Consider the following 24246-nt stretch of genomic DNA (forward strand, 5'->3'; position numbering starts at 1 on the left):
CAGGCAGGAAGACACGCCCCTGTCGGCCAGAGCGCAAGCTGCTGGTTGACCGACACGCGCGACCAGGAATTCCCGGAAACAAGATGGCGCCCTGATCTTATGACAATGGCATCGCATCTTCAGGACGCTCGTTCGATCGGCGCTAGACCGCGATCAGGGCGTAGGGCCGACCAAATTGTTCTGAAACGACAAATTGTGCGCAATTATAGACAGGTATGCCACGGGGGGTCTTCCCTTCAAATGCGCCACGATGCGCATGTCCATGCACAGCAAAGCGGACATTGTCGAACCGGTCGATGGCGTCCGCGAGCCTGGAGGAACCGAGAAATGGAAATATCTCGGGCGGCTCGCCCATGACCGTTTCAGAGATGGGGGAATAGTGCAGCACCGCCACGACGCGGTCTGTCCTCAGCGTGCGCAGCGCATTTTCCAGCTTGCGCGCCTCATTGATCGACTCTTCGACAAATCCCTTGATTGCCGGTTCGCCAAATGCCCCCAGTTCGCCGCGGCCGAACCCGCCGACGAACCCCTTGACCCCGGCGAACCCGACACCTTTGATTTCCACGGCCTGTTCATCAAGGACCGTGACCCCGGCGCTGTGAAGGATGCGGACCACTTCCTCGGGCTGACCACATTCATGGTCATGGTTTCCAAGTACGGCGACGGTGGGGATCGTGCAGGCATGCAGATCTTCTGCCAAAATCTCCGCCTCGCGCGTCTTGCCGAAATTGGTCAGATCCCCGCAGAGCGCGAGAATATCTGCCTTGTCCGAAATTTCCGCGAACATCTCGCGATATCGATGTTCCGACGTCTCGCTCACATGCAGATCGCCGATCGCGGCCACGGTAAGCTTTCCTGGCGGGACTGTGTCATTTGTTTCGGTCATGGCTTTCCTCCAGTCCTTTGCCCACGACATCGGCAAATCCCCATTCGGTGATGTCGACCAGATAATCGCGTGGTGAGAGCAATCGTCCACGGCAGACGCGGATCTTGGGGACCGGAAGCTCCGCCCGGGTTTCCAGTCGACCAAGCAGTTCCTCGAACAGCCAGAGCGGGATGCAGTGTCGTTCGGTCGGGTAGACGAAGCGGAAGTGGAGCAGATGGATCAGCAGCAGTTCCCAATGCAGTTCCATCGCGTCCAGCATGCGCTGCCAGTCGATGGTCTCATGCTGCTTGAGGATCATGTGCGCGACATCTGCGCCATCATAGCGATAGCGATCCTGGATGAAGAGCTTGGACAGGATGAATTCGGTGGGCGGGGTGATGCGGACGCGGGTCCCGTAGACTTCGGCGTAGAATTCGTCGCGGAACCATTCTTCCGTCACCGGCAGGCTGGCCGAAGAGATATTGTAGATGACGTCGAAGAAATTGCCGTCTTTCCAGACCTTTCCGATCCAGCGCTCGTCCTCAAATTCCACTTCATGGCCCAGATGGCGGAAATGGGCCAGGATTCGCGGCGCATCGCCCGCCTTGCAGAAGACATCAAGATCCTTTGTGGGACGCGCGATCCCGGTATGACAGCCCAATGCATAGGTACCCGAGAGCATGAAGGGGATACCCGAAGCCACCAGCTCTGCGAGGCTATCGGCATAGAATTGCCTCGCCTCTGGCGGCGGGTCGAAGGCGGCCGGATCACTGGTCATGATGGGATCATCGTCAGCATAGGAAAGGGTAACCGGCGGACATTGCATCCGTTCCGTCAAGGATCGGTGGACAAACCTGGAACCGAGCCGCATTGACGACACCGGCAGCCTGGCTTGCCTGATCCGTGGAGATGCGCCCCGTCATCGAGGCGAGGCTTGTCGGACAGACATTCTATGTCGCTGGCCTGCCGTTCGCGCGTGACAGCCTGGCAGGTGATATCGGCATTCATGCGGCGATAGCCGATCGAATTGACATCCGTCTCGCCTATCAGGGCTTCCTGGCGCAGGATTGGCAGGGCCATGGGCTTCAGGCTGGATTGAACTGGTGCCTTTGACAAGGTCGTCTGCCGCGAGGAAAGCAGACATCAGGGCTTCATTCGAGCAGCCAAGTCTCCGCCAGCAAGGCGGATTGAAAAAATTGAACATTGTCTCGTGCCGTCAGGCGCTGCGCCTGCAATCGGGCAAGAGTGGAGCCGCAGACAAAAGCCAGTTTTCGTGACCGGATTGCCGGGGACGCCATGAAGTCCGAAAAGGCCGCCACGATCTCCTGCGCCTGGATCGCCATGTCGCGTATATCGGCCAGGGTCACATGCCCATGATTGGCGACATGACGCAATGCGTCTCGATAGGCGATGGAAAAGCGGGCGACATCCTTGACCGTGAAGAAGCCCGAAAGCTTGACCTTCACCAAATTATTTGTCCGATCCGTCACGATGTCGAAGTCCGCACGCATGGGAAAACTCCTCTCCCCATAACGAGCGAATGCCCAACCAGTTCATCTCTGCAGGGATGAAGCCTCAACCAGCCTTACATCCGACATGCATCAGCGACATTGCCCATCACAGACAAATGCATGACATCGACCAGGGATCGGCAGCCCGGAGGTGGGGCCGGATCTACACGCCAAGCGCCATGCGTGCTGCCCCGATCATCCTGCAATGGTCATCGCTGCCCGGCACGAGATCATGCCAGGGACGACCCTCCATAGATGAAAATCCATCCTGCCATATCTTGCAGGCGACAGCCTCTATGTCAGCCTGCGTCGGATGATATGTTTCCGACAAGCGGGCGCGCAACAGGCGATGAAAAACACTGCCACGCAGATGGGGCTCATGTTTCATGGGGCATCCTCTCCAGCAGCGGCCTTTTGACGCTTGCCGTAAGGGAAATCGCTCATCCTGAGTGCCCGGTCAATCCCGTTCGCTCTGGAAAGGACAGTTCTTCGGAAAAGAAATCAAAAAATTCGGACATGTTACACAGTGGAATTGCAGACATGCCCAAATCTTGGATCAGCACTCCATATGTTGCGGAATCTTTCTGGATCAGGCGAAAATCCCCATCGCAATAAATCTCTGCGTCGGGGTCAGCTTCAGGGGGGCTTTACTTCGAAAGAGGGAAAGAAGTGAAATCATCAATTCGGGAATCAGGACTGCCAATTCAAGATCAGAGACATTTGGCCGCGGGAAGCTCATTTTCGGCCTCAAGGCACCAAATGGCAATCGCGCCATCGCTCATCGCCCAGAGGCACAAAGGCAATAAAATCGCCATCAATGATCAGGGCGCGCATTACCGGGCACCACGGACGCTTACACGCGTTGAGAGGAGGAGATCGCCACGAAAGGATCCCAATGCCCCATCACAAGGAACGTCCTGCCCGCAAGGCCACCAGTCGCCTTGCGCTCTACCTCGTCTTCGCATTCATCGTTGCAGCCATCCTGGCTTTCATCTGGGTCAACATGCACGCCTGACCGGACGATAGCCCCTTAGTCCGACCCGGGCTGCGCCACCGTCCGTGCCAGTTCATCGATCTGATCGACCGGGATCCGTCTTGCTATCATCGCCATAGTGTCCGGCGGCAGGCGCGCGTCGATGACATTCCCGTCTTGCTGCCAAAGCCGCAGGCGCGCAGCGAGATAGCCTGGCTTCTGCCCGGCAAGAATGGGCGCCGCCTTGCCGACTGCATGACAATTGCTGCAGGCCGGCAAGGGCTGGCCAAAACGATCCAGTCCCGGAGAACTGGGCGAGGTCGCAATATTCGCCAGCCCGGGCATCGCGGAAAAATAGGTCGCGAGCCTCGCCATGTCCTCGCGCCTGGTCGTTGCCAGCGCCGTCTGCATGACTGCACTGGTGCGCTGCCCCGACACATATTGGCGCATGCTGGCGACCAGATAGGCCGCGCTCTGCCCAGCCAGGACCGGAATATCGGATTGCCCCCTCCCCCGACCATCGACCCCATGGCAGCTTGTGCATGCCGACAAGGTTACCGGAGCAACGCCGGGCAGACGTCTCTCCTCGCCAGCCTGGGTCAGCGCTTGATATTGCGCCGCCGTCATATGCGGTAAGCGCCGGACGAAAGCGGTCATGCGCCTCACCTCGTCCGGTCGATCAGCCGCCGCCCAGGCCGGCATGCCGGTGAATTTGACGCCATGCCGGATGATCCAGAACAATTCGCGATCCCGCCATTCCCCTGCCGTCCGGGCGAGATCTGGCGCCGGCGGGGTTGCCTGCTGCATCACGGGTGATGGACGCACACCCGGCGCGCCATGACAGACCTGGCAGGCCTGACGAAAATGCCCCGCTGCACTGACCAGGCCCTCATCGTCGAGCGGATCGGGTGGTGAGTCCAGCCAGGCATGAGTCCGCACGGAATTGCGCATCGTCCAGTGAAGGAACCAGTCGGTAATACGCCAATGGCCCGACGACGCGGAAATCTGCATGGCCCCGGACCAGACGAACAGCATGCAGAGACTCGCAAGTCCAAGCAAGGCTACGATTGCGCGCCTCAAGCTGATGCGAATGATCATGCCGCCCCCCTCTGGCGAAGGAGGCTCGCCAACAGGACAAGACCACCGATGAAATAGCTGGCCCCGCCGACCAGCAGCATGAGGACACCGCCCAGTTGCTGGTCGATCAGCGGGGCCATGCCGGCCAGATGATGACGATCAGCCGCCGCGTAGAGAGGCCGTGGCGCCAGGCCGATCAGGACACCAAGCAACGTCATGTGCATCGATGTCAGCACCAGGGCACCGATGCCAGCGGCCCGATGCTCGGCGCGGAGCACCGATGACCAGAGCAGCAGACCTGCTCCAAGGAAACAGAGCTGCTCGAGCGCGAGCAATGGAAAGGAGGTCATTGTCGCCGCGCGAAGGGCCGGCAGGTGCCAGAGCCAGACCGTGACAAGTTCCACCAGCATCATCGCCATCGGGCTTGTGAGGGCGGGCCAGAGACGCGCAGGATCAAGCCGCCCTTGCGACAGGCCAAGGGCAAGAAAAGGCGCTGCAATCGCCACGGCAATCATATGGCCTGCCATATGGCCAGTCATGCCAAGTGGCAGCACGGCCAATAGCCACCCTGTCGGTACCAGCGCCATGCCGACACAAAGTGAAGCGCGCTTCATCGGCAATCCCGCAGGAATATGACCGGAAGTGCAGCGAACAGCACGCCGACGAAACTCAGCCCTGCCAGGAGCAAGGTGGACTTGGCGAGGAAACGTAGCCGGTCGATCCGGGTAGAATCCTCATGGGGAGGCGGGTTGCCCGGCAGGCGTGCCTGCGCCCAAGCGATCCATCCCGAAAGCCCGATCATCAGCAGCGCAAGCATCGTGCCGATGACGAACAGCAGCGGAAAACTGGCAAAGCGCCCGGCCTTGGCACAGGAGATGGCCGCCCAGAGATAGGAGGCGAGAAAATGCCCCGCCCAGATCGCTGGTGGAATGATGAGCGTCCAGAGCGTGACCTTGAGCCGCTCATGCCATTTGCCTCGCTCGCTCATGTGACCTGCGGGAACAGGCCGATCGTCGCATAGGTGACGATCGCGGTCAGCGCATAGAAATGCATGTTGACGGTGACGTTGCGTAGATCCGCGTCATGCTCCGGGTCCATGCGCCCGGCGAGACTGCGCGCGAGTGCATAGCCCTGCATGATGGCGGCAACGCCCGCATGGGCCGCGGCCCAGATCGCGAGCGTCCACACGATTGCAGGATAGCTGTGCGCCTGCGGGTCCATGCCATGCGTCCAGGGGCCGGCAAGCCCCGCCCCGATCCCGGCAAGGCTGAGCACCAGCGCGATCATGAGGCAGAGCCGTGCCATGCCGACATGCTTGCGGGCATGCACTTCGCGCGCGCCAAGCGTCAACAGCCAGCTTGCGATGCCCAAGAACAATGCGAGCATGGGCCAGGCCATGCCGGGTCCGTCCGCCAGAGCGACCGGCGGGAAATCCGCATGGCGGGTCCAAAAGAAGAAATAGCCGAAGACGAGCCCGGAAAAAGCCGTCGCATCGGCCATCATCGTGATGAACATTGCCCACCAGCCTGGCGCCGAGGGCCCGGAGAGATAGAGCGGCAGTTCAAGGCCGTGGCCGATCGGCTTGCAGGGCTTTTCGGGAATTTCGGCTGTCCCGGTCCAGAGCCACCACAGCGCCAGAGCAAGTGTGGCAACGCCACTGACGAGCGCGGCCCAGTAGAGATGATAGGTGGTGAGGATGAAGACCCCGCCGAGCGCGACCGCCGTCAGCATGGGCTTGATGCTCGGGGTTCCCAGACGGATCACTGCCAGTGGCCGGGCATCAAGGACGCTCGTGACGATCGTCTCGCGTCGCCCTTCCTGTGCATCGGGCAGGAAGAAGCGGCCCTCATCCACCTCGCGCACGAAATCTGTCTGGTCCCAGATTGGATAGCGGCTCTCGATCAACGGCACCGACCTTATGCCCCAGTCCTCGTCCTCGGGATGGGCGAGCCACTCCAGCGTGCCCGCATTCCAGGGATTGCGGACGGCCCGAACACGGCGCGGCGAGAGGCTAAGATCGACGCATATCACCGCCACCCCCGCGGCAAACAGCCAGGCCCCTAGGGTGGAAGCCATGTTGAGCCCGCCCAGCCCCAGTTCGGCAGGATAGGTGAAGACGCGGCGCGGCATGCCCATCAGCCCGGAAAGATGCATCGGGAAGAAGGTCAGGTTGGCACCGACGAACAGCATCCAGAAAGCGACCCGGCCAAGCCGGTCGGACAGCTTCTTGCCCGTCACCAAAGGCCAATAATAATAAAGGCCGGCAAATAGCGGCATCAGCGTGCCGCCGATCAGCACATAATGGAGATGGGCGACGACGAAATAGCTGTCATGCGCCTGCCAATCGAACGGTGCCACTGCCACCATCACGCCGGTAAGACCACCGATCACGAAAATGGCGAGGCTGCCGGTCGCATAGAGTAGGGGTGTGGACCAGGTGACCCGCCCAGCCCACAGCGTCGCTATGAACACGAAGATCTGGACGCCGGTCGGAATGGCCACGGCTTCGGAGGCAGCCGAGAAGAAGGCGAGGCTGATCTTCGGCAACCCGGTGGTGAACATGTGGTGGACCCACAGGCCGAAGGACAGGAATGCGGTGCCCACAGCTGCCAGCACGATCCACGGATAGCCCAGCAGATGGCGGTTGGCGAAGGTCGGCACCAGCATCGCGAACAGCGCGATCGAGGGCAGGAATATGATGTAGACTTCGGGATGACCGAAGATCCAGAACAGATGCTGCCACAGGAGCGGATCCCCGCCCCGGCGCGCATCGAAGAAGGGCCAGTCGAGCAGCCTTTCCATTTCGAACAATATGTCGCCGGCGATGAGCGGCGGAAAGGCAAAGAGGATCATCACCGCCACGACCAGTATGTACCAGGCATATAGCGGCATGAGATTGAGCCGCATGCCCGGCGGTCGACATTTGAGCACGCCGACGATCAGTTCGACTGCGGCGGCGACCGACGACACCTCGATGAAGGAAAGGCCGAGCATCCAGATATCGGCTCCGAGCCCCGACAGATCGGTCCGGGTGGTCAGCGGAGGATACATGAACCAGCCGCCGTCAGGGGCGGCATTGAAGAAGATCGATCCCCCGACGAACAGCCCGCCGATCAGGAAGGACCAGTAGCCAAAGGCCGACAGGCGAGGAAACGGCAGGTCGCGCGCGCCCAGCAATTGCGGCAGCAGGATGATCGACACCGCCTCGAACATCGGCACGGCGAAGAGAAACATCATCATCGAGCCGTGCAGGGTGAAGAGCTGGTTGAAGGTACCAGGCCCCACCAGATCATTGTCGGGCACGGCAAGCTGGGTGCGCATGATGAGCGCGAGCACGCCGGCAAAGAGCATGAAGCCGAAGGCGGTCAGCACATACCAGACGCCAACGCGATTATTGTTGCAGTCGGTCCAGCGCAGGAAGATTCCCCTGGGCGGTGCCCATACCGCGCGCAGCCTTTCTTCCTGCGCCGCGCGGAGCGCTGGGTCATCCTGATCATGGAGGCTCATTTCAGCCCCTCGAGATAATGGGCAATGGCAATGGCCTCCTGCTCGGACAGCTGGGGATAGGCGGGCATGCGCGCGCCTGGCTTTGCGATCTGGGGCGCACGGATGAAGGCGGCGATATTGGCGGTGGTCGGTGGCAATATCCCGGCCCCCAGCGTCCGCCTTTGCCCGAAACGGCTAAGGTCAGGCCCGATTGCCGCATGATGCGCGGTTCCCCGGATGGCATGGCAGGCGCCGCAGCCATGCGCATCGAAGAGGGACTGGCCCCTCGATGGGACCAGGCCCTTGCCGGCGCCGCGCGCGCCCGCCAGCCATGCGTCGAAATCCGCTGGGTTCATGGCGATCACGTCGAAGGCCATCAGCGCGTGCGACAGGCCGCAAAACTCCGCGCAAACGCCCCGGAAGCGGCCGGCCTTTTCGGCGCGCACGACCAGCCTGTTGGTCCGTCCGGGGATCATGTCCATCTTGCCGGCAAGACCGGGAATCCAGAAACTGTGGATCACGTCCTGCGCGCCGAGTTCAAGGATCACCGTCCGCCCCACGGGAAGGCGGATCTCATTGGCAGAAACAAGTCCAGGCCCGGCGCGTGACGCCCCATAAGCGACCCGCCACCAGAATTGCTCGCCCTCGACCCGAATGGTGAGGTCGCCAGGCGCCGTGTCGCGCGGGCGCATGGCAGGCAAAGCGTAGAGAAGCAGCGCGCCAAGGATCAGGGCCGGGCCGATGGCGCCCAGCCACAGGATGATCCGCATGCCGCCATGATGGCTGAGCGCCCCTTCCGGAGCGCGAAGCGCGCGAACATAGATGAGGACCATGACCGTCACGATGATCGCCGCACCGATGGTCAACAGGATCGCCATCTCGCGCACCTGCCGTGCTTCGGCGCCGAAGACATGGAGGGCCGACTGATGCGCATTGCAGGCGCCAAGGCCGAGCAGCGAAATGGTCCAGAGCCATGGATTGCGCATTGCGCCCGCGTCACCCCTTTTGCGCCGCATCCTATGTGCAGCGTCTTTCGTGCCAACACGCGAAGCGGCATCCGGTTCAAACATTTCTGTTTCGCAACAAGTGGATGAATTGCTGGTGTCGGCGAAACCAAAAGCCAGCCGGCGCATTGGCGAGGGATCGTTCTTGCTTCGACAAGGAGACCTGTCTTGCCCAGCGCCCCGCCGCGCACCCGGCCCCTGCTCCATCCGCTTCACGGCCTGCTGCTCGCCTGGCCGGTCGCCCTCTTTCCCGCTGCCCTGCTGTCGGACATCACCTATCTCAACAGCGCGGAAATCCAGTGGAGCAATTTTTCGGCCTGGCTGATCACCGGCGCACTGATCGGCGGCGGCCTGGTACTGCTATGGGCTTTGATCGCGCTGGCGCGCGCCAAAGGGCCGGCACGCCGACAGCATGGCCTTTATCTGCTGCTATTGGCGCTGATGTGGGCCTGCGGGCTCATCAACGCCTTCCAGCATAGCCGCGACGGCTGGAGTTCGGTCGGGACCATCGGGCTCATTCTCTCCCTCCTCAGCAGCCTGGCTGCCCTTGCCGCGGGCTGGACGGCCTTCGCGGGTTATCGGGAGGTTCGGCCATGACCGTGCGTGGCTTCATCCTGAGCGCCGGTCTCCTGGCGCTTGCCGCCTGCGGGCGTAGCCAGCCTGGCCTTGACCAGACCGGCGACCGGCCGGAACTGCCCGATCAGCGCCAGACATTGCTGCCGCCGATGAAAATCGCGACGCCCGCTGGCTGGGAGAATGAAAAGCCGACGGCACCGGCCGGCTTTAGCGTGACGGCCTTTGCCACGGGGCTCGCCATTCCGCGCCAGATGCTGGTGCTGCCCAATGGCGACATTCTGGTGGCGGAAGGGTCAGGGGGATCGGCCCCTGCCCTGCGGCCCAAGGATGTCATCGCGACCCAGATCAAGGCCATGGGGAAGACATCGGTAAAGGGTGGCAATCGCATCACCCTGCTGCGCGATGCCGATGGCGATGGCCGCGCCGAATTGCGCAGTGCGCTCATCACCGGATTGAATGCGCCCTATGGCCTCGCCCTGGTCGAGGGCCAGCTCTATGTCGCGACACAGGACGCGCTGCTGCGCTTTCCCTATCACGAGGGCGAGACGCGCATCACCACGCCGGGCGTCGAAGTGACCAGATTGCCCTCGCGCATCAATCATCACTGGACCAAGTCGCTGGCAGCTGGCCCGGACGGATCGAAACTCTATGTCGGTATCGGCTCCAACAGCAATGTCGGCGAACGCGGCATGGCGGTGGAGGAAGATCGTGCCGTCATCTGGGAGGTTGATCGCCAGTCCGGCATGCATCGCACCTATGCCTCGGGCATCCGCAATCCGACAGCCCTTGCAGTTGAGCCGCAGACGCGCCGGCTCTGGGCCGTGGTGAACGAACGCGATGAGCTCGGACCGCAACTGGTGCCCGATTATATGACTGCGGTTCGCCCCGGGGCCTTCTATGGCTGGCCATACAGCTATTGGGGACAGAATGTCGATCCGCGGGTGCGTCCGCAGCAGCCCGATATGGTGCGACGCGCGATCCGGCCCGATTATGCCCTGGGATCCCATGTCGCGGCACTCGGTATCAGCTTTGCAACCGGCGCCGGTCTTGGCCCGGCCTATGCGCAGGGCGCCTTCGTCGGGCAGCATGGCAGCTGGAACAGGCAGGATCTGGCCGGCTACAAGGTGGTCTTCATTCCCTTCGCCAATGGTCGGCCCGCCGGCAAGCCCCAGGACTTCCTGACCGGGTTCATCAAGGATGGACATGCGCGCGGACGTCCGGTGGGCGTCAGTTATGATCCGGTCCATGGCGCGCTCCTGGTCGCCGATGACCTGTCCAACAGCGTCTGGCGGATTGCCCCAACCCGTCGCTGACATGAGGCAAAGGGCAAGGAGAGAGAAAATGGAGAAACGACAGGAAGACGGCGAAACGGTGACCCATCTCTCGAAAGTCGAGGCGCGCAGCGGATCGCGTACCACCGTGACCCGGTCCATATTGGTAACAAGCCTCGCGCTCGTCATTGCGGTTCTGCTCATCGTGGTTGCGATCGGCTATTTCAGAGCTGACAAGACCGGCGCAGACGAGGTCAATAGCGACAACAGTTCGCAAACAACGTCGGCGCCAAACTGACGTAACCGACATGACACTCGCCAGCAAATCCATCGCGATGGACGCACTGGCAAGGTGGATTGGCGACAAACTGCCCTGATCATTGCGGGCGGCCATCAATCGGGCAAAGGCCCGTCCTTTCCATGGAGCGCTTCATCGCGCATGCTGCCGCACCCGCTGTTGGTTCGACGGACATTTTGCGGCCGATTTTCAGGCGAGGCTTCCTGTCGCGACGGATCATGTGCGGGGTCTTCCGCGTTCATGGAGCAAGCAAAAAGGACAGAGATGATGCTTGCCAACGCCCGCCGTGAAATCCTGACCCGCCCGATCTTCTCCCTCGTCGAGGCAGCCTTGCCCGCCCTTTCCGCTACGGAGAGCGAAGCGATCGAGGCTGGCAACAGCTGGTGGGACGCCGCCCTCTTTACCGGCAATCCGGATTGGGATCAGCTCCTTGCCGTGCCGCCCGCCCGGCTGACCGATGCGGAGCAGGCCTTCATGAATGGCCCCGTCGAACAGCTGTGCGGCATGATCGACGACTGGCGCATGACCTGGGAAACGCACGACCTGTCGCAGGAAGCCTGGGACTATCTCAAGCAGGAAAAATTCTTCGGCATCATCATTCCCGAGGAACATGGCGGCCTTGGCTTTTCCAATTTCGCCCATAGCGAGATTGTCCGCAAGATCGCGACCCGATCCGTGTCCGCAGCCGTCACCGCCATGGTTCCCAACAGCCTGGGTCCGGGCGAACTCATCCTGCGCTTCGGGACCAAGGAGCAGCAGCGTTACTGGCTGCCGCGGCTGGCAGATGGTCGCGAAATTCCCGCTTTCGGCCTGACCAGTCCCGAAGCCGGCTCCGATGCGGCGGCGATGATCGACGAAGGCGTCATTTGCAAGGGGCAGTGGGACGGCGAGGAGGTGGTGGGCATCCGCCTCAACTGGCGCAAGCGCTATATCACCCTGGGTCCGGTCGCGACCTTGCTGGGCCTCGCCTTCAAGCTGCGCGATCCCGATCATCTGCTGGGCGGTCAGGAGGAGATCGGGATCACGGTCGCGCTGGTGCCTACCGACCTGCCCGGCGTGTCGATCGGGCGCCGGCATATCCCCTCGATGCAAAGTTTCCAGAACGGCCCCAATGAGGGCCATGACGTGTTCATCCCGCTCGACAACATCATCGGCGGCCCGGATCGCGTCGGCCAGGGCTGGAAAATGCTGATGAGCGCGCTGGCGGCCGGTCGCGGCATTTCCCTGCCCTCCCTGTCTGCCGCCGCCGGCGCCTTTGCGGCCCATACGACCGGTGCCTATGCGCGGGTGCGCTCCCAGTTCAACCTGCCGATCGGCAAGTTCGAGGGGATACAGGAGCGGCTGGCGCGGATCGCGGCCAATGCCTATCTGCTCGATGGCGCGCGCCGCCTGACCTGCGCGGGGCTCGATCAGGGGAACCACCCCGCCGTCATTTCCTCGATCCTCAAGCTCCACGCGACCGAACGCATGCGGACCGTCATCAACGACGCGATGGACGTGCATGGCGGCAAGGGCGTAATCGACGGACCCAATAATTATCTCGGCAACCAGTATCGCGCGATCCCGGTCGGCATCACGGTCGAGGGCGCCAATATCCTCACCCGCAGCTTGATGGTGTTTGGCCAGGGTGCGATCCGCTCCCACCCCTATCTGCTCAAGGAGATCCGTGCGGTTGCAGATGCCAATCGCGGGCGCGCGCTGGCGCAGTTCGACGATGTGCTGTGGAAGCATGTCGGCCACGCGCTCAAGACCGCGATCCGCGCCTTCGCGCGCAATTGGACCGGCGGCCTGTTTGCGCCGGCGCCCAAGGCCGGGCGCGCGACCCGCTATTATCGCCAGATGAGCCGCTACGCCGCAGCCTTTGCGTTCATATCCGACATTGCCTTCCTGACCCTGGGCGGCGAGCTCAAGCGGCGGGAACTCCTCTCTGCCCGGCTGGGCGACATCCTGTCGGAACTCTATCTTCTTTCCGGCGCGCTCAAGCGGTGGGAGGATGAAGGGCGCCAGGATGATGACCTTCCCCTGCTCGCCTGGTGCATGGACAGCGGCTTTGCCACGATCGAACAAAGGTTCGTCGAGATCATCGAGAATTTCCCCGCGCGGCCCGTGGGCTGGATGCTGCGCCTGTTCATCCTCCCCTTTGGCCGCCGTCGCCATGGCCCGACCGACCGGACCATCCGTCAGTGCGCGCAGATCATCCTGGAACCCTGCCCAGCGCGCGAACGGCTGATCGACAATGTGTTCATCGGCGGCCCGGAAGAACCCGTCGCCCGCCTGACCGAAGCCTTTCGCCTGATGGTCGACACCCAGCCGATCCATGACCGGCTGCGCAAGGCGCGGATCAAGGATTGGGCCAAGGCGCGCGAGCGCGGCCTGCTGTCGAGCGCAGAACTGGCGCAGCTTGAAGAGGCCGATCGCGCGGTCGCGGACGTCATCGCCGTGGATGATTTTGCACCCGAGGAGCTGCGGCGCAATGCTGCTGCATCGGATCTGGCGCAGGCCGCCGAATGAGCCGCCCGGTCTATATTGTCGATGGCGCCCGCACGCCGTTTCTCAAAGCGCGCGGCGGCCCCGGCCCCTTCACGCCTGTCGACCTGGCCGTGCAATGTGGGCGCCCGCTCCTGCTGAGGCAGAAATTTGCCCCCACGGATTTCGATCAGGTCATATTGGGGTGCGTCAATGTCATCGCCGATGAAGCCAATCCGGCGCGCGTCGCTGCCCTGCGTCTGGGCTGCGGGACGCAGACGACCGCCTTTACCGTTCAAATCAATTGCGGTTCGGGCATGCAGTCGATGGACACGGCCTACCGCTATATCGCCGATGGCGGCAGCAACCTCATCCTGGCCGGCGGTGCCGAAGCGCTCAGTCACGCCCCCCTCGTGTTTCGGCAGGATGCCGTCGAATGGTTTGCCGCGATGCAGGGCGACAAGGGCAGCCCCCTGGCCTCGCTGAAAGCGGCCAGCGGATTTCGCCCCGACTTCCTCAAGCCCATCATCGGGCTGGAACGCGGCCTCACTGATCCCATCACCGATCTGGGCATGGGCCAGACCGCGGAAATATTGGCGCACCTCTTCTCCATAACGCGGGCGGAAGCAGATGCTTATGCGGTCGAAAGCCACAAGCGTCTTGCCAGGGCGCAGGCGGAGGGATGGCTGGAGGGGGAAGTTGTACCCGCGTTTGCCAAGGATGGAACCGTCCATTCCCGGGATGATGGCGTGCGGCCCGACAGCAGTACAGAGAAGCTCGCGACACTGAAGCCGGTTTTCGAGCGTCCTTATGGGAAGGTCACGGCGGGCAATAGTTCGCAGATCAGCGACGGCGCCTGTTGGACCATCCTCGCCTCGCAAGAGGCCGTCGAACGCCATGGCCTTATGCCCCGCGCGCGGATCGTCGACAGCCAGTGGTCGGCGCTTGATCCCGCCATCATGGGCCTGGGTCCGGTGCTCGCTTCGACGGCACTTCTCAAACGCAACGGTCATGCATTGGCAGACATCGATCTGTGGGAATTGAATGAAGCCTTCGCTGCGCAGGTGCTGGCATGTCTTGCGGCATGGGAGGACGAGGCATTCTGTCGCACCATATTGGGCCTTGAAGGGGCAGCCGGGCGCATCGATCCCTTGCGCCTCAATGTCGATGGCGGCGCGATTTCCCTGGGGCATCCCGTGGGCACGAGCGGCACACGGATCGCGCTGCATCTTGTCCAGGCGATGGAGCGGCTCGGGCTCAAGCGCGGCATCGCCACCGAATGTATCGGCGGCGGTCAGGGCGGCTCCATGTTGATCGAACGGCTGTGAAGGAGGCCATGATGAACGATCCTGTCTGGTCCTTTCTTGCCGATCGCGATCTGGAGACCGGTCCCGCGTCCCATCGCGCGGAGGCCCTGCATCATTGGCGCTTCACGCGCGACGCCCATGACATTGGCTGGGCTATCCTCGATCAGCAGGGAACGGACACCAATCTGCTGTCCCAAGCCGTGCTCGAGGAGCTTGACCATATACTCGACATGATCGCCGACCGGGCGCCCAGGGCGCTGGTCATTCGATCAGGCAAGAAACAGGGGTTTCTCGCCGGCGCGGATATCAGCGAATTTCGTGACATGCGCGACGAGGCGATGGTGCGCGACCGGATCGCCGCCGCACATGCTATCGTCGACCGTCTCGAAGCGCTGACCTTTCCAACCATTGCGGTCATGCACGGCTATGCCATGGGTGGCGGCCTCGAGGTCGCCCTGGCATGTAAACAGCGCATCGCCATCGAAGGGACAAGGCTCGGCTTCCCCGAAGTGCAGCTTGGCCTTCATCCAGGGCTCGGCGGCACGGCGCGCTTTACCCATTTATGCGATCCGATCGCGGCGATGGAACTGATGCTGACCGGCAAGTCGATCGATGCTGGGCGCGCGAAAGACATGGAGCTGGTCGATGCGGTCGTCCCTGAACGCCATGTCCACGCCGCCATCATGGCAGCGGTAGATGGAAACATGGACCAGGGCCGTCAGGCATTGCTGGATCGACTGAAGGACGCCGCGCCAGTCCGCCATCTGACGGCGCGGCAGATGCGCAGTCGGACGGAAGCCAGAGCACCCTTGGCCCATTATCCCGCGCCCCATGCGCTCATCGACCTGTGGGAGACCCATGGTGGCGACCAGGAGGCGATGAAACAGGCGGAGATCGCTTCCTTCGCACATCTCATGATGAGCGATAGCGCGCAAAATCTCATCCGCGCCTTTTTCCTGCGCCAGAAGCTCAAGGCACTGGCTGGGCCGGGCAATGAGGCGATCGCCCATGTCCATGTCATCGGGGCGGGCGCGATGGGCGGCGACATCGCGGCCTGGTGTGCGTGGCGCGGCCTGCGCACCAGCATCTCCGACTTGAAGCCCGAGCCGATTGGCGCTGCCCTTGGCCGAGCGGCGAAACTGTACGAAAAGCTCGCCCATGGAGATCGGCTCAAGGTGCGCGATGCGCTGGATCGGTTGATCCCCGACCCGGATGGTGCGGGCATCGCCAAAGCCGACATACTGATCGAGGCGGCCCCGGAAAAGGCCGATCTCAAGCGCACCCTCTATGCGAGCGCCGAGCCACGCATGAAGGACGGTGCGATCCTGGCGACCAACACCTCCTCCATTCCCCTGGAGGAATTGCGCGACGGGCTACGCCATCCCGAACGGCTGGTCGGCATCCATTTCTTCAATCCCGTGTCGCGGCTCGACCTGGTGGAGGTAATCAGCCATGACGGCGTCAATCCGCAGGTCGAGGCCAGCGCAAGAGCCTTTGTCGGCATCATCGGCAAGCTGCCGGCCCCCGCCCGCAGCGCCCCCGGCTTCATCGTCAACCGGATCCTTACCCCCTATCTGGTCGAGGCGATGACGATGATGGACGAGGGCATCGCGCCCGAGACGATCGACAGGGCCGCAATGGATTTCGGCATGCCCATGGGCCCGCTGGAACTTGCAGATCAGGTCGGCCTCGATATCGGTCTTGCGGTTGCCGACATGCTGAAGCGAGAGCTGGACTGGCCCATGCCTGCCACCCCGCAATGGCTTCATGACAAGGTTTCGGCGGGTCAGCTGGGTGCGAAGTCCGGGAAAGGCATATATGCCTGGAAGGACGGCCATGCGGTCAAGAGCAACGCCGCCCCGCCGCCGCCGGACATGGCGGACCGACTCATCATGCCGATGCTCAACATGGCCGTTGCGGTCCTGCGCGAGAAAGTAACCGACGATCCCGATATCATCGACGCGGCCATGATCTTCGGCACCGGATTTGCGCCCTTTCGTGGCGGACCGCTCCATTATGCCCGCGCACGCGGGATTGGCAAAGTCAAAGCCGTGCTGGAAGGGCTGCGCGAAGCCCATGGCGAGCGGTTCCGGCCCGATCCGGGCTGGGACATGCTGCAATGAGGACCGGCGGGACCGAGCCTGTGGAACTTGGTTCGGCAGAGGAGGTAGCCGACCGCATCATCGCTCGCACCGACGGGCATATCGTCCTTGGCCTGCCGCTGGGCCTTGGCAAGGCGCCCCATATCGTCAATGCCCTTTTCGCCCGTGCCAGCGCTGATCCCGCCATCAGGCTGCGCATCTTCACGGCGCTCACGCTCGAGCAGCCCTCGCTCGGCACGGATCTCGAGCGTCGCTTCCTCGACCCCGTGTTCGAGCGGACAATGGGCGGATATCCGCGTTTTGCCTATGCGCAGGCGCAGCGCGCGGGCGAGATGCCGGCAAATATCGAGGTGAATGAATTTTTCTTCCAGGCCGGCAGCCAGCTCGGCGCTGGAGATGCACAGCGCCACTATATCGCGGCCAACTATACCCATGCGATGCGCTATCTGATCGACCAGGGCGTCAATGTCGTGGCGCAGATCGTGGCACGACGGGGCGACAGCTATAGCCTGAGCTGCAATACCGACATGACCCTCGACCTGCTTGCCGAGCGCGATCGGGGCCGGGCCGATTTTGCCTTGGTCGGACAGGTCAATGACGAGTTGCCCTTCATGCGCGGGCCGGCCGAAATCCCATCCGATCGGTTCGCGATCATCCTCGACAGCGCGCAGACACGCTTTCCCCTCTTCGGGCCGCCACGCCAACCCGTAAGCCCTGCCCAGCACGCCATCGGTGTCCATGTGGCCGCGCTGATAGCCGATGGAGGCTCGCTTCAGATCGGCATCGGCGCGATCGGCGACGCGATCGCCCACAGCCTGATCCTGCGGCAGGAGCGGTCCGATGCCTATCGCGCAACCCTCGACCGGCTGGGCTCTCCCGAGCCAAGGGAAACCGGCCCGTTTGAGGAAGGCCTATATGCGCCCACCGAGATGCTGGTCGACTGTTTCCTCGATCTCATAAGGGCCGGCATCGTCAAGCGTGAAGCGGATGGCGCGATCGTGCATGGCGGCTTCTTCGTTGGCCCGCGCAGCTTCTACGCCGCGCTGCGGGACATGGACGAGGGCCTGCGCGATCGTATCCATATGCGCGAGATCAGCTATATCAATGCGCTGTTCGGCAACGAAGCGGCCAAGCGCAAGGCGCGGCAAAAGGCCCGCTTCGTCAACAGCGCCATGATGGTCACGCTGCTGGGCGCCACGATCTCGGACGGGCTTGAAGATGGCCAGGTCGTCAGCGGCGTAGGCGGACAGTATAATTTCGTGGCGCAGGCGCTCGAACTCAACGGCGCGCGTTCGATCATCACCCTGCCCGCCACCCGGCGCCACAAAGGCGAGACCCAGTCCAATATCGTCTGGAGCTATGGCCATGAAACCATCCCTCGCCATTTGCGCGACATGGTCGTGACCGAATATGGCGTTGCAGACCTGCGCGGCCAAAGCGATGAGCAGGTCATCCAGCGCCTGATCGCCATCGCCGACAGCCGCTTTCAGGGCGAACTTCTGGAAAAGGCACGATCCGCGGGCAAGATAGCGCCCGACTGGGACATTCCCGAAGCACACAGGGATAATCTGCCCGAGCGGATCGGCGCGGTCATGCCCACCGAGACATTTCCGCCCTTCCCGTTCGGCACGGACTTTACGCAGATCGAGCAGCGGCTGCTGCCGGCGATGCAATATCTGGCAGACTATGCGACCAGGCCCGCCCAGCTGGCCGCTCTGGTTGCCCGCGGCCTGCGCGGTGGTCAGCCTGACGAAGCGGAATTGGCCGCGCTCGAGCGAATGGGGCTGGATGCGCCCCATGGCGTCAGGGAGCATAGCTACCGTGACCTCATCCTGGGGGCCATGCGCAGTGCCAGCCAGTAACGACGGGCAAGAGGCGACCGAGGCAGGCGTAATTCCGGCAGACAGGGGAGAGGACCAAATGAATGAAAGCAAGGATCGCCCGCACCCCGATCTTGACGCGGAAGAGGCCGCGCATGTCGAGGAGCGCAGCACGGGTTCGGCAAAGGTCGTCCATGAGGTCGTGCGGCTCCAGGGCGAGGAAGAACTGGATCGACCGAGCCTGGCACTGATGCTTTCAGGCCTGGCGGCCGGCCTCGCGATCACCCTGTCGCTAATGTCCGAACTGCTCCTGCGGGCAAGGCTGCCCGACACAGACTGGGCCCCTCTCATCTACCTGCTGGGCTATCCGGTCGGATATCTGATCGTGATCATGGGACGGCTGCAGCTCTTTACCGAAAGCACGGTCACAGCGGTTCTGCCCGTCGCGACCCGTCCTAGCCTGAACAATCTGGCCCGGCTCGCGCGCCTTTGGACCTGCGTGCTGGCGGGGAACCTTGTCGGCGTCACGCTCGTAAGCGCGCTGATGGCCGGTGAGATCATCATCACGCATGAACAGCGCATCGTGGCGCTGGATATTCTCGCCAAGCTCGAATGGCAGGACTGGTCGAAAACCCTGATGCTCGGCATTCCGGCGGGCTTCATCATGGCCGCGATTGCATGGGCCCTGCCCAATGCCAAAGGCAACGAATTCTGGGTGATCTTCCTCCTGACCTATGTCATCGGCCTTGGCGGCTTTTCGCACGTCGTCACCGGCTCTTCCCAGATCAGCTTCCTCTGGCTGAGCGGCGAGGTCAGCTTCCAGCAGGCCTGGTTCGGCTTCTCCTTCCCTGCGCTCATCGGCAACATCATCGGTGGCAGCGGCCTGTTCGCGGTCCTGGCCCATGGGCAAATGCGAAGCGACCTTACCGAATGAGGGCGCGACTCCGGCATAGTTTGGTGTCCCACCGAAGGGATGTCGGATGGAAGCGTCTGCCGTCGGCCGAATGACACGGGCTTGAGGTGCCACCCGACGAGCCACGCAACGATCGCTTGGTTTATGTGTTGAGAGGACGGCGCGGTGCGAAGCGGGGAAATCCAATGCTGCGATCCGTGCCAGGAGAGGCCCCGAAATCCTGATGCCTTGCCCGGAGCTCGCCAATGTCCAGAATGACTGTTTCCGACCTCTTCACCCAGACGCTCCATCTGGCTGGGGTGAAACGCATTTATGGCGTGGTGGGCGATAGCCTCAATGGCATCACCGAAAGCCTGCGGCGTCAAGGCAAGATCGACTGGATCCATGTTCGGAACGAGGAAGCAGGCGCATTTGCCGCCGGCGCGGAGGCCCAGCTTACCGGCGAACTGGCCGTTTGCGCGGGGTCCTGTGGCCCAGGCAATATGCATCTGATCAATGGCCTTTATGATTGCCACCGAACCCGGGTTCCCGTCCTTGCCATTGCCGCCCAGATCCCCAGTGCCGAGATAGGCTCCAACTATTTTCAGGAAACCAGGCCTGAAGCCCTGTTCAGGGATTGCAGCGTCTATTGCGAGACCATTTCCGATCCTGACCAGATGCCGCGCACGCTCGAGACGGCCATACGCGCGGCGGTTGGGCATCGCGGCGTTGCCGTCGTATCGATCCCGGGCGACGTGGCGCTTGAGGCCGCCGAGGGAAAACGCGCGCGATCAATCGAGGCCCTCCTGCCGGCCAGGCCCCTGATCCACGCTGCGCCCGGCGAGATCGAGAAACTTGCAACCCTGCTCAACGATGCTGGGCGCGTCACGATCCTTGCCGGGCGAGGCTGCAGGGATGCCCATACCCAGTTGTTGCAAATTGCCGGTGCGCTCCAGGCGCCCATCGTTCACGCGCTGGGCGGCAAGGAATGGGTCGAACATGCCAATCCCTATGATGTGGGCATGACCGGCCTGATCGGCTTCTCGTCGGGCTATGAGGCGATGATGGCCTGCGATCTCCTGCTGATGCTGGGCACCGATTTTCCCTATCGTCAATTTTATCCGACCAGGGCGAAGGTCGCGCAGATCGACATGCGCCCTGAAAATCTGGGACGCAGGACACCGATCGATCTGGGGCTGATGGGGGATGTCGGTGCGACGATCGAAGCCCTTCTCCCCTTGCTGAAAGGCGGACGCGACACCGCCTTCCTTGCTTCAGCCAAAGACAATTATGCCAGGGCGCGCGAGGGATTGGACGAGCTTGCCGATGGCAAGCCGGGCGGGATCCTGCATCCCCAGCATGTCGCTCGGGTTCTGAGCGAACAGGCAAGCGAAGACGCGGTCTTTGCCTGCGACGTCGGCACGCCAACGGTCTGGGCGGCCCGTTATCTCAAGATGAATGGCCGTCGCCGGCTGCTTGGCTCCTTCAACCATGGATCGATGGCCAACGCGCTGCCGCAGGCCATCGGCGCGCAAGTCTCCCATCCCGATCGGCAGATCGTCACATTGTCGGGCGATGGCGGCCTTGCGATGCTGATGGGCGAGTTACTGACCCTGCGGCAGCTCAACCTTCCGGTGAAAATCATCCTTTTCAACAACGGCACTCTGGGTTTTGTCGAGATGGAAATGAAGGCGGCCGGCCTTGTCGAGACAGGTGTCGCGCTCGACAATCCGGATTTTGCCGCCATGGCCCGCAGCATCGGCATCCATGGCGTAAGGGTGAGCGATCCCGGCGATCTCGACAGCGCGATGCGGGACGTTCTGTCGCATCCCGGCCCGGCCTTGCTGGATGCCGTCACCGCGCGAACCGAACTGTCGCTCCCGCCCAAGGTCACGCTCGAACAGATGAAGGGTTTTACCCTTTATATGGCCAAGGCGATCATGAGCGGGCGTGGCGATGCCATCATCGAACTTGGCAAGACCAATGCCGGGCTGCTGCGAAAACTGTTCTGAGTAGCGCGCGAAGATTTGGGTGGCGCCCCCCAGACTGGAGGTGGCGCCACTGGCCATTCGCAGCCACCGCTGTCATATTTCCGGGAGGCCCTGTGCCGCGAAACCCCACCCCTTCAAGCCTTTCGCCCTCTTCAAGAGGATAACAGCATCGCCGATGTCGAAGGGATGCGCATCCTTCATGTCGGCAAGCTCGTCCCAGTCGATCGGGACCGCGACCGGAGCGCCGGGGCGGGCACGGGCAGAATAGGGCAGGATCGCAGTACTGCCGCGCTGATTGCGCAGCCAGTCGATGAAGATGCGGTCCTTGCGTTTCGCCTTGCTCATGGTCGCGACGAAGCGGTCGGGCTCGGCCGTGCTGAGCGCCTGGGCAAAGCGGGAGGCGAAATCCTTGTGGGTATCCCAATCGTGACCGGGGGTCAGCGGCACCACGACATGCACGCCCTTGCCGCCCGAGAGCATGGCAAAGGAGACGAGGCCGATATCGCTAAGGTGATCGCGGATATCGTAAGCCGCCTGCCGGACCCTAGCGAAGTCCATGCCCTCGTCCGGATCCAGATCGAAGATCATCCGGTCCGGCTTTTCCACCGCATCCGCCCGTGACGCCCAGCCATGGAATTCTATTGTGCCCATCTGCACGCAGGTAAGCAGACCATCGCTATCCTCGACATAGATATAATCCTCCACCCCGCCCCCCTTCTCCCGGATCGGTAGCTGGCGGACATGCTCGCCAAAAGCGCCACTATCATGCTTCTGGAAGAAGCATTTCTTTGCCCGTCCCTGCGGACAGCGCACGAGGCTGATCGGACGGTTTGCAGCGAAGGGCAGCATCAGGGGCGCAATGCCGGCATAATAATCAGCCAGGTCGCCCTTGGTCTGGCCGCTGCCGGGAAACAGGATGCGATCAGAGTTGCTGATCTTGATATGGCTGACCGAGGGGGGCGCTGGCGCGACCTTCTCCGGCTTCACCGACCTCGCCGGCTTGTCAGTGCGCAGGCCCAGGAAACTGCCATGGCGGACGCGTCCATCGTTAGTGAATTCGGCAAAGGCGACTTCGGCCACCAATATGGGTTTGATCCACTGCGCACCGCGCGCCTCCGCCTGGGGCACCTGCGCTGGTGCAGCGTCGGTAGCCAGTGGGGCCATCGCCTCGGCCAGATCCGCCATGCTGGCCGCGTCGAACCCGGTGCCGACCTTGCCTTTGTAGATGAGCTTGCGTCCCTCATTCTGGGCGAGGAGCAAGGAAGAGAAGGCGCGCCCCTTGGCCTTGCTCTTCGTCCAGCCGATGACGACGAATTCCTGTCGCCGGGTGCATTTCACCTTCACCCAACTGCGCGTTCGACCACTGCGATAGGGCGCGCTCGACCGCTTGGCGATGATGCCCTCCTGCCGGGCATCGCACATCGACCGCAACAGCGCCTCACCCGAGCCGATCAGATGGTCGGCGACATGGATGGGGGGGGCCCCATCCGCCAGCAAGGCTTCCAACCGCTCCTTGCGTTCGATGGTCGTCAATGGCTTGAGATCGATGCCGTCGAGGGCGAGCAGGTCGAAGGCGAAAAGATGGAAGGGCGTGTCCAGCCGCTGCGCGCCATGGCCGCGTTTCAGCACAGACTGGAGGGCGGAGAAACTGGGATTGCCGTCCTCGTCGAAGGCCACGATCTCTCCGTCGATCAAGGCCGGCGGCAGATCGAGCGCGGCGATCGCTTCCACCAGCGGCCCGAACTTGTCGGTCCAGTCGAGGCCATTGCGGGTGAACAGCTTCACCGCCCAGCCCTTGACCGCAACCATGGCGCGATAGCCATCATATTTGATCTCGTGCAGCCAGTCGTCGCCGGTGGGCACATCGTCCACAAGGGTGGCGAGCTGCGGTTTGACGAAGCGCGGGATCGATGCACTCTCCCTCTTGCCGCGTCTCGCTCTGGTCGTGATCCTGGCATTATGGGAGCTTGCGGCCTGCATCTTGTCGGTGAAAGCCTTGCCCTTGGCGCCCTTGAGCGACTGCGTGCCGCCGCTGTCCGCCTGGATCTGGGCCATTGAGCGGTCGGTCAGCACGCTGGTCAGTGCATGACCGACCAGATCTTCGCTGTCGCTGGCATGATTATCCTCGACCTTGCGGAGCAGCCAGTTCTCGCGCTTTTCGCCCGGGCGCCCCTTCATCCGGACAAGCAGCCATTCGCCTTTCATCCGCTCGCCATGCAGGATGAAGTGGAGATGACCGTCCTTCAGGTCGTCGGCACGCTTGCCGGGGATCGGTTCCCAGGTGCCGCGGTCCCAGAGCATGACCGATCCGCCGCCATATTCGCCCTTGGGGATGGTCCCTTCGAACGCGCCATAGTCGAGCGGATGATCCTCGGTCCGCACGGCCAGACGCTTGTCGGCCGGGTCGAGGCTTGGCCCCCTGGTGACAGCCCAGCTTTTGAGGACGCCGTCGATCTCCAGCCGAAAATCCCAGTGCAGGCGCGTTGCCGCATGCTTCTGCACGACGAAGCTTCTGCCGCCGGTCTTGGCAACCTTGCCCCTGGGTTCGCGCGTCCGGCTGAAGTCGCGCTTGGCATTATAGGGGGCAAGGAGATCGGCAGGCGCCAT

19 protein-coding genes are annotated in these 24246 nt (G+C 62.7%); 10 read left to right on the top strand and 9 right to left on the bottom strand.

Annotation, left to right across the window (positions count from 1 at the left end):
• Positions 1–142: 142 nt before the first annotated feature.
• Positions 143–886 (bottom strand): metallophosphoesterase family protein, encoded by a 744-nt coding sequence (locus GGQ90_RS18405; RefSeq protein WP_137405864.1) that lies wholly within the window; start codon positions 884–886, stop codon positions 143–145.
• Positions 870–1643 carry a nucleotidyltransferase family protein gene (locus GGQ90_RS18410; protein ID WP_188083441.1) on the bottom strand — a complete coding sequence of 258 codons (774 nt, stop codon included), beginning with the start codon at positions 1641–1643 and terminating at the stop codon, positions 870–872. The genes GGQ90_RS18405 and GGQ90_RS18410 overlap by 17 nt, the downstream gene beginning before the upstream one ends.
• A 125-nt stretch (positions 1644–1768) precedes the next feature.
• Here GGQ90_RS18410 and GGQ90_RS18415 point away from each other — a divergent pair, with 125 nt between their 5' ends.
• Positions 1769–1978: a hypothetical protein gene (locus GGQ90_RS18415; RefSeq protein WP_188083442.1), complete on the top strand. Its 210-nt coding sequence runs from the start codon at positions 1769–1771 to the stop codon at positions 1976–1978.
• Positions 1979–2016: 38 nt separating this feature from the next.
• On the opposite strand, the gene GGQ90_RS18420 is transcribed toward GGQ90_RS18415, so the two are convergent.
• From GGQ90_RS18420 to GGQ90_RS18445, 6 genes are all read right to left on the bottom strand, one after another.
• Complete coding sequence (locus tag GGQ90_RS18420; RefSeq protein ID WP_188083443.1) at positions 2017–2376, bottom strand: hypothetical protein; 360 nt, start codon at positions 2374–2376, stop codon at positions 2017–2019.
• Between the two features lie 1030 nt (positions 2377–3406).
• Positions 3407–4447, bottom strand: coding sequence for a c-type cytochrome (locus GGQ90_RS18425; RefSeq protein ID WP_188083444.1), 1041 nt, complete (start codon positions 4445–4447; stop codon positions 3407–3409).
• Positions 4444–5040 (bottom strand): cytochrome c oxidase assembly protein, encoded by a 597-nt coding sequence (locus GGQ90_RS18430; protein ID WP_188083523.1) that lies wholly within the window; start codon positions 5038–5040, stop codon positions 4444–4446. Before GGQ90_RS18430 ends, GGQ90_RS18425 begins: the two co-directional genes overlap by 4 nt.
• Complete coding sequence (locus GGQ90_RS18435) at positions 5037–5414, bottom strand: hypothetical protein (protein ID WP_188083445.1); 378 nt, start codon at positions 5412–5414, stop codon at positions 5037–5039. Before GGQ90_RS18435 ends, GGQ90_RS18430 begins: the two co-directional genes overlap by 4 nt.
• Positions 5411–7933, bottom strand: a complete 2523-nt coding sequence (locus GGQ90_RS18440) for a cbb3-type cytochrome c oxidase subunit I (RefSeq protein WP_188083446.1) — start codon at positions 7931–7933, stop codon at positions 5411–5413. The genes GGQ90_RS18435 and GGQ90_RS18440 overlap by 4 nt, the downstream gene beginning before the upstream one ends.
• Positions 7930–8898, bottom strand: coding sequence for a cytochrome c oxidase subunit II (locus tag GGQ90_RS18445; protein WP_188083447.1), 969 nt, complete (start codon positions 8896–8898; stop codon positions 7930–7932). The genes GGQ90_RS18440 and GGQ90_RS18445 overlap by 4 nt, the downstream gene beginning before the upstream one ends.
• Positions 8899–9084: 186 nt before the next feature.
• Between GGQ90_RS18445 and GGQ90_RS18450 the strand changes: the two genes are divergently transcribed.
• The 9 genes from GGQ90_RS18450 (at position 9085) to poxB (ending at position 21660) form a co-directional block, all read left to right on the top strand.
• The gene (locus tag GGQ90_RS18450; protein ID WP_188083448.1) at positions 9085–9513 is read left to right on the top strand and encodes a DUF2231 domain-containing protein; all 429 of its coding nucleotides are present in this window, start codon (positions 9085–9087) and stop codon (positions 9511–9513) included.
• Positions 9510–10805: a PQQ-dependent sugar dehydrogenase gene (locus tag GGQ90_RS18455; RefSeq protein ID WP_188083449.1), complete on the top strand. Its 1296-nt coding sequence runs from the start codon at positions 9510–9512 to the stop codon at positions 10803–10805. The genes GGQ90_RS18450 and GGQ90_RS18455 overlap by 4 nt, the downstream gene beginning before the upstream one ends.
• Positions 10806–10833: 28 nt before the next feature.
• Complete coding sequence (locus GGQ90_RS18460) at positions 10834–11061, top strand: hypothetical protein (protein ID WP_188083450.1); 228 nt, start codon at positions 10834–10836, stop codon at positions 11059–11061.
• A 264-nt stretch (positions 11062–11325) separates the two neighbouring features.
• Positions 11326–13572 carry an acyl-CoA dehydrogenase gene (locus tag GGQ90_RS18465; RefSeq protein ID WP_223178330.1) on the top strand — a complete coding sequence of 749 codons (2247 nt, stop codon included), beginning with the start codon at positions 11326–11328 and terminating at the stop codon, positions 13570–13572.
• The gene (locus GGQ90_RS18470; protein WP_188083451.1) at positions 13569–14855 is read left to right on the top strand and encodes an acetyl-CoA C-acetyltransferase; all 1287 of its coding nucleotides are present in this window, start codon (positions 13569–13571) and stop codon (positions 14853–14855) included. Before GGQ90_RS18465 ends, GGQ90_RS18470 begins: the two co-directional genes overlap by 4 nt.
• 11 nt (positions 14856–14866) lie before the next feature.
• Positions 14867–16957 carry a 3-hydroxyacyl-CoA dehydrogenase NAD-binding domain-containing protein gene (locus GGQ90_RS18475; RefSeq protein ID WP_188083525.1) on the top strand — a complete coding sequence of 697 codons (2091 nt, stop codon included), beginning with the start codon at positions 14867–14869 and terminating at the stop codon, positions 16955–16957.
• Positions 16954–18798: an acetyl-CoA hydrolase/transferase C-terminal domain-containing protein gene (locus GGQ90_RS18480; RefSeq protein ID WP_188083452.1), complete on the top strand. Its 1845-nt coding sequence runs from the start codon at positions 16954–16956 to the stop codon at positions 18796–18798. Before GGQ90_RS18475 ends, GGQ90_RS18480 begins: the two co-directional genes overlap by 4 nt.
• Before the next feature lie 58 nt (positions 18799–18856).
• Positions 18857–19690: a formate/nitrite transporter family protein gene (locus GGQ90_RS18485; protein WP_188083453.1), complete on the top strand. Its 834-nt coding sequence runs from the start codon at positions 18857–18859 to the stop codon at positions 19688–19690.
• 224 nt (positions 19691–19914) lie between these two features.
• On the top strand, positions 19915–21660 hold the full coding sequence (gene poxB / locus GGQ90_RS18490) for a ubiquinone-dependent pyruvate dehydrogenase (RefSeq protein ID WP_188083454.1): 1746 nt from the start codon (positions 19915–19917) through the stop codon (positions 21658–21660).
• A gap of 72 nt (positions 21661–21732) precedes the next feature.
• Here poxB and ligD read toward each other — a convergent pair whose 3' ends face one another.
• Complete coding sequence (gene ligD / locus GGQ90_RS18495; protein WP_188083455.1) at positions 21733–24246, bottom strand: DNA ligase D; 2514 nt, start codon at positions 24244–24246, stop codon at positions 21733–21735.

It is taken from the genome of Sphingobium scionense (assembly GCF_014197035.1).
Lineage (GTDB): Bacteria > Pseudomonadota > Alphaproteobacteria > Sphingomonadales > Sphingomonadaceae > Sphingobium > Sphingobium scionense.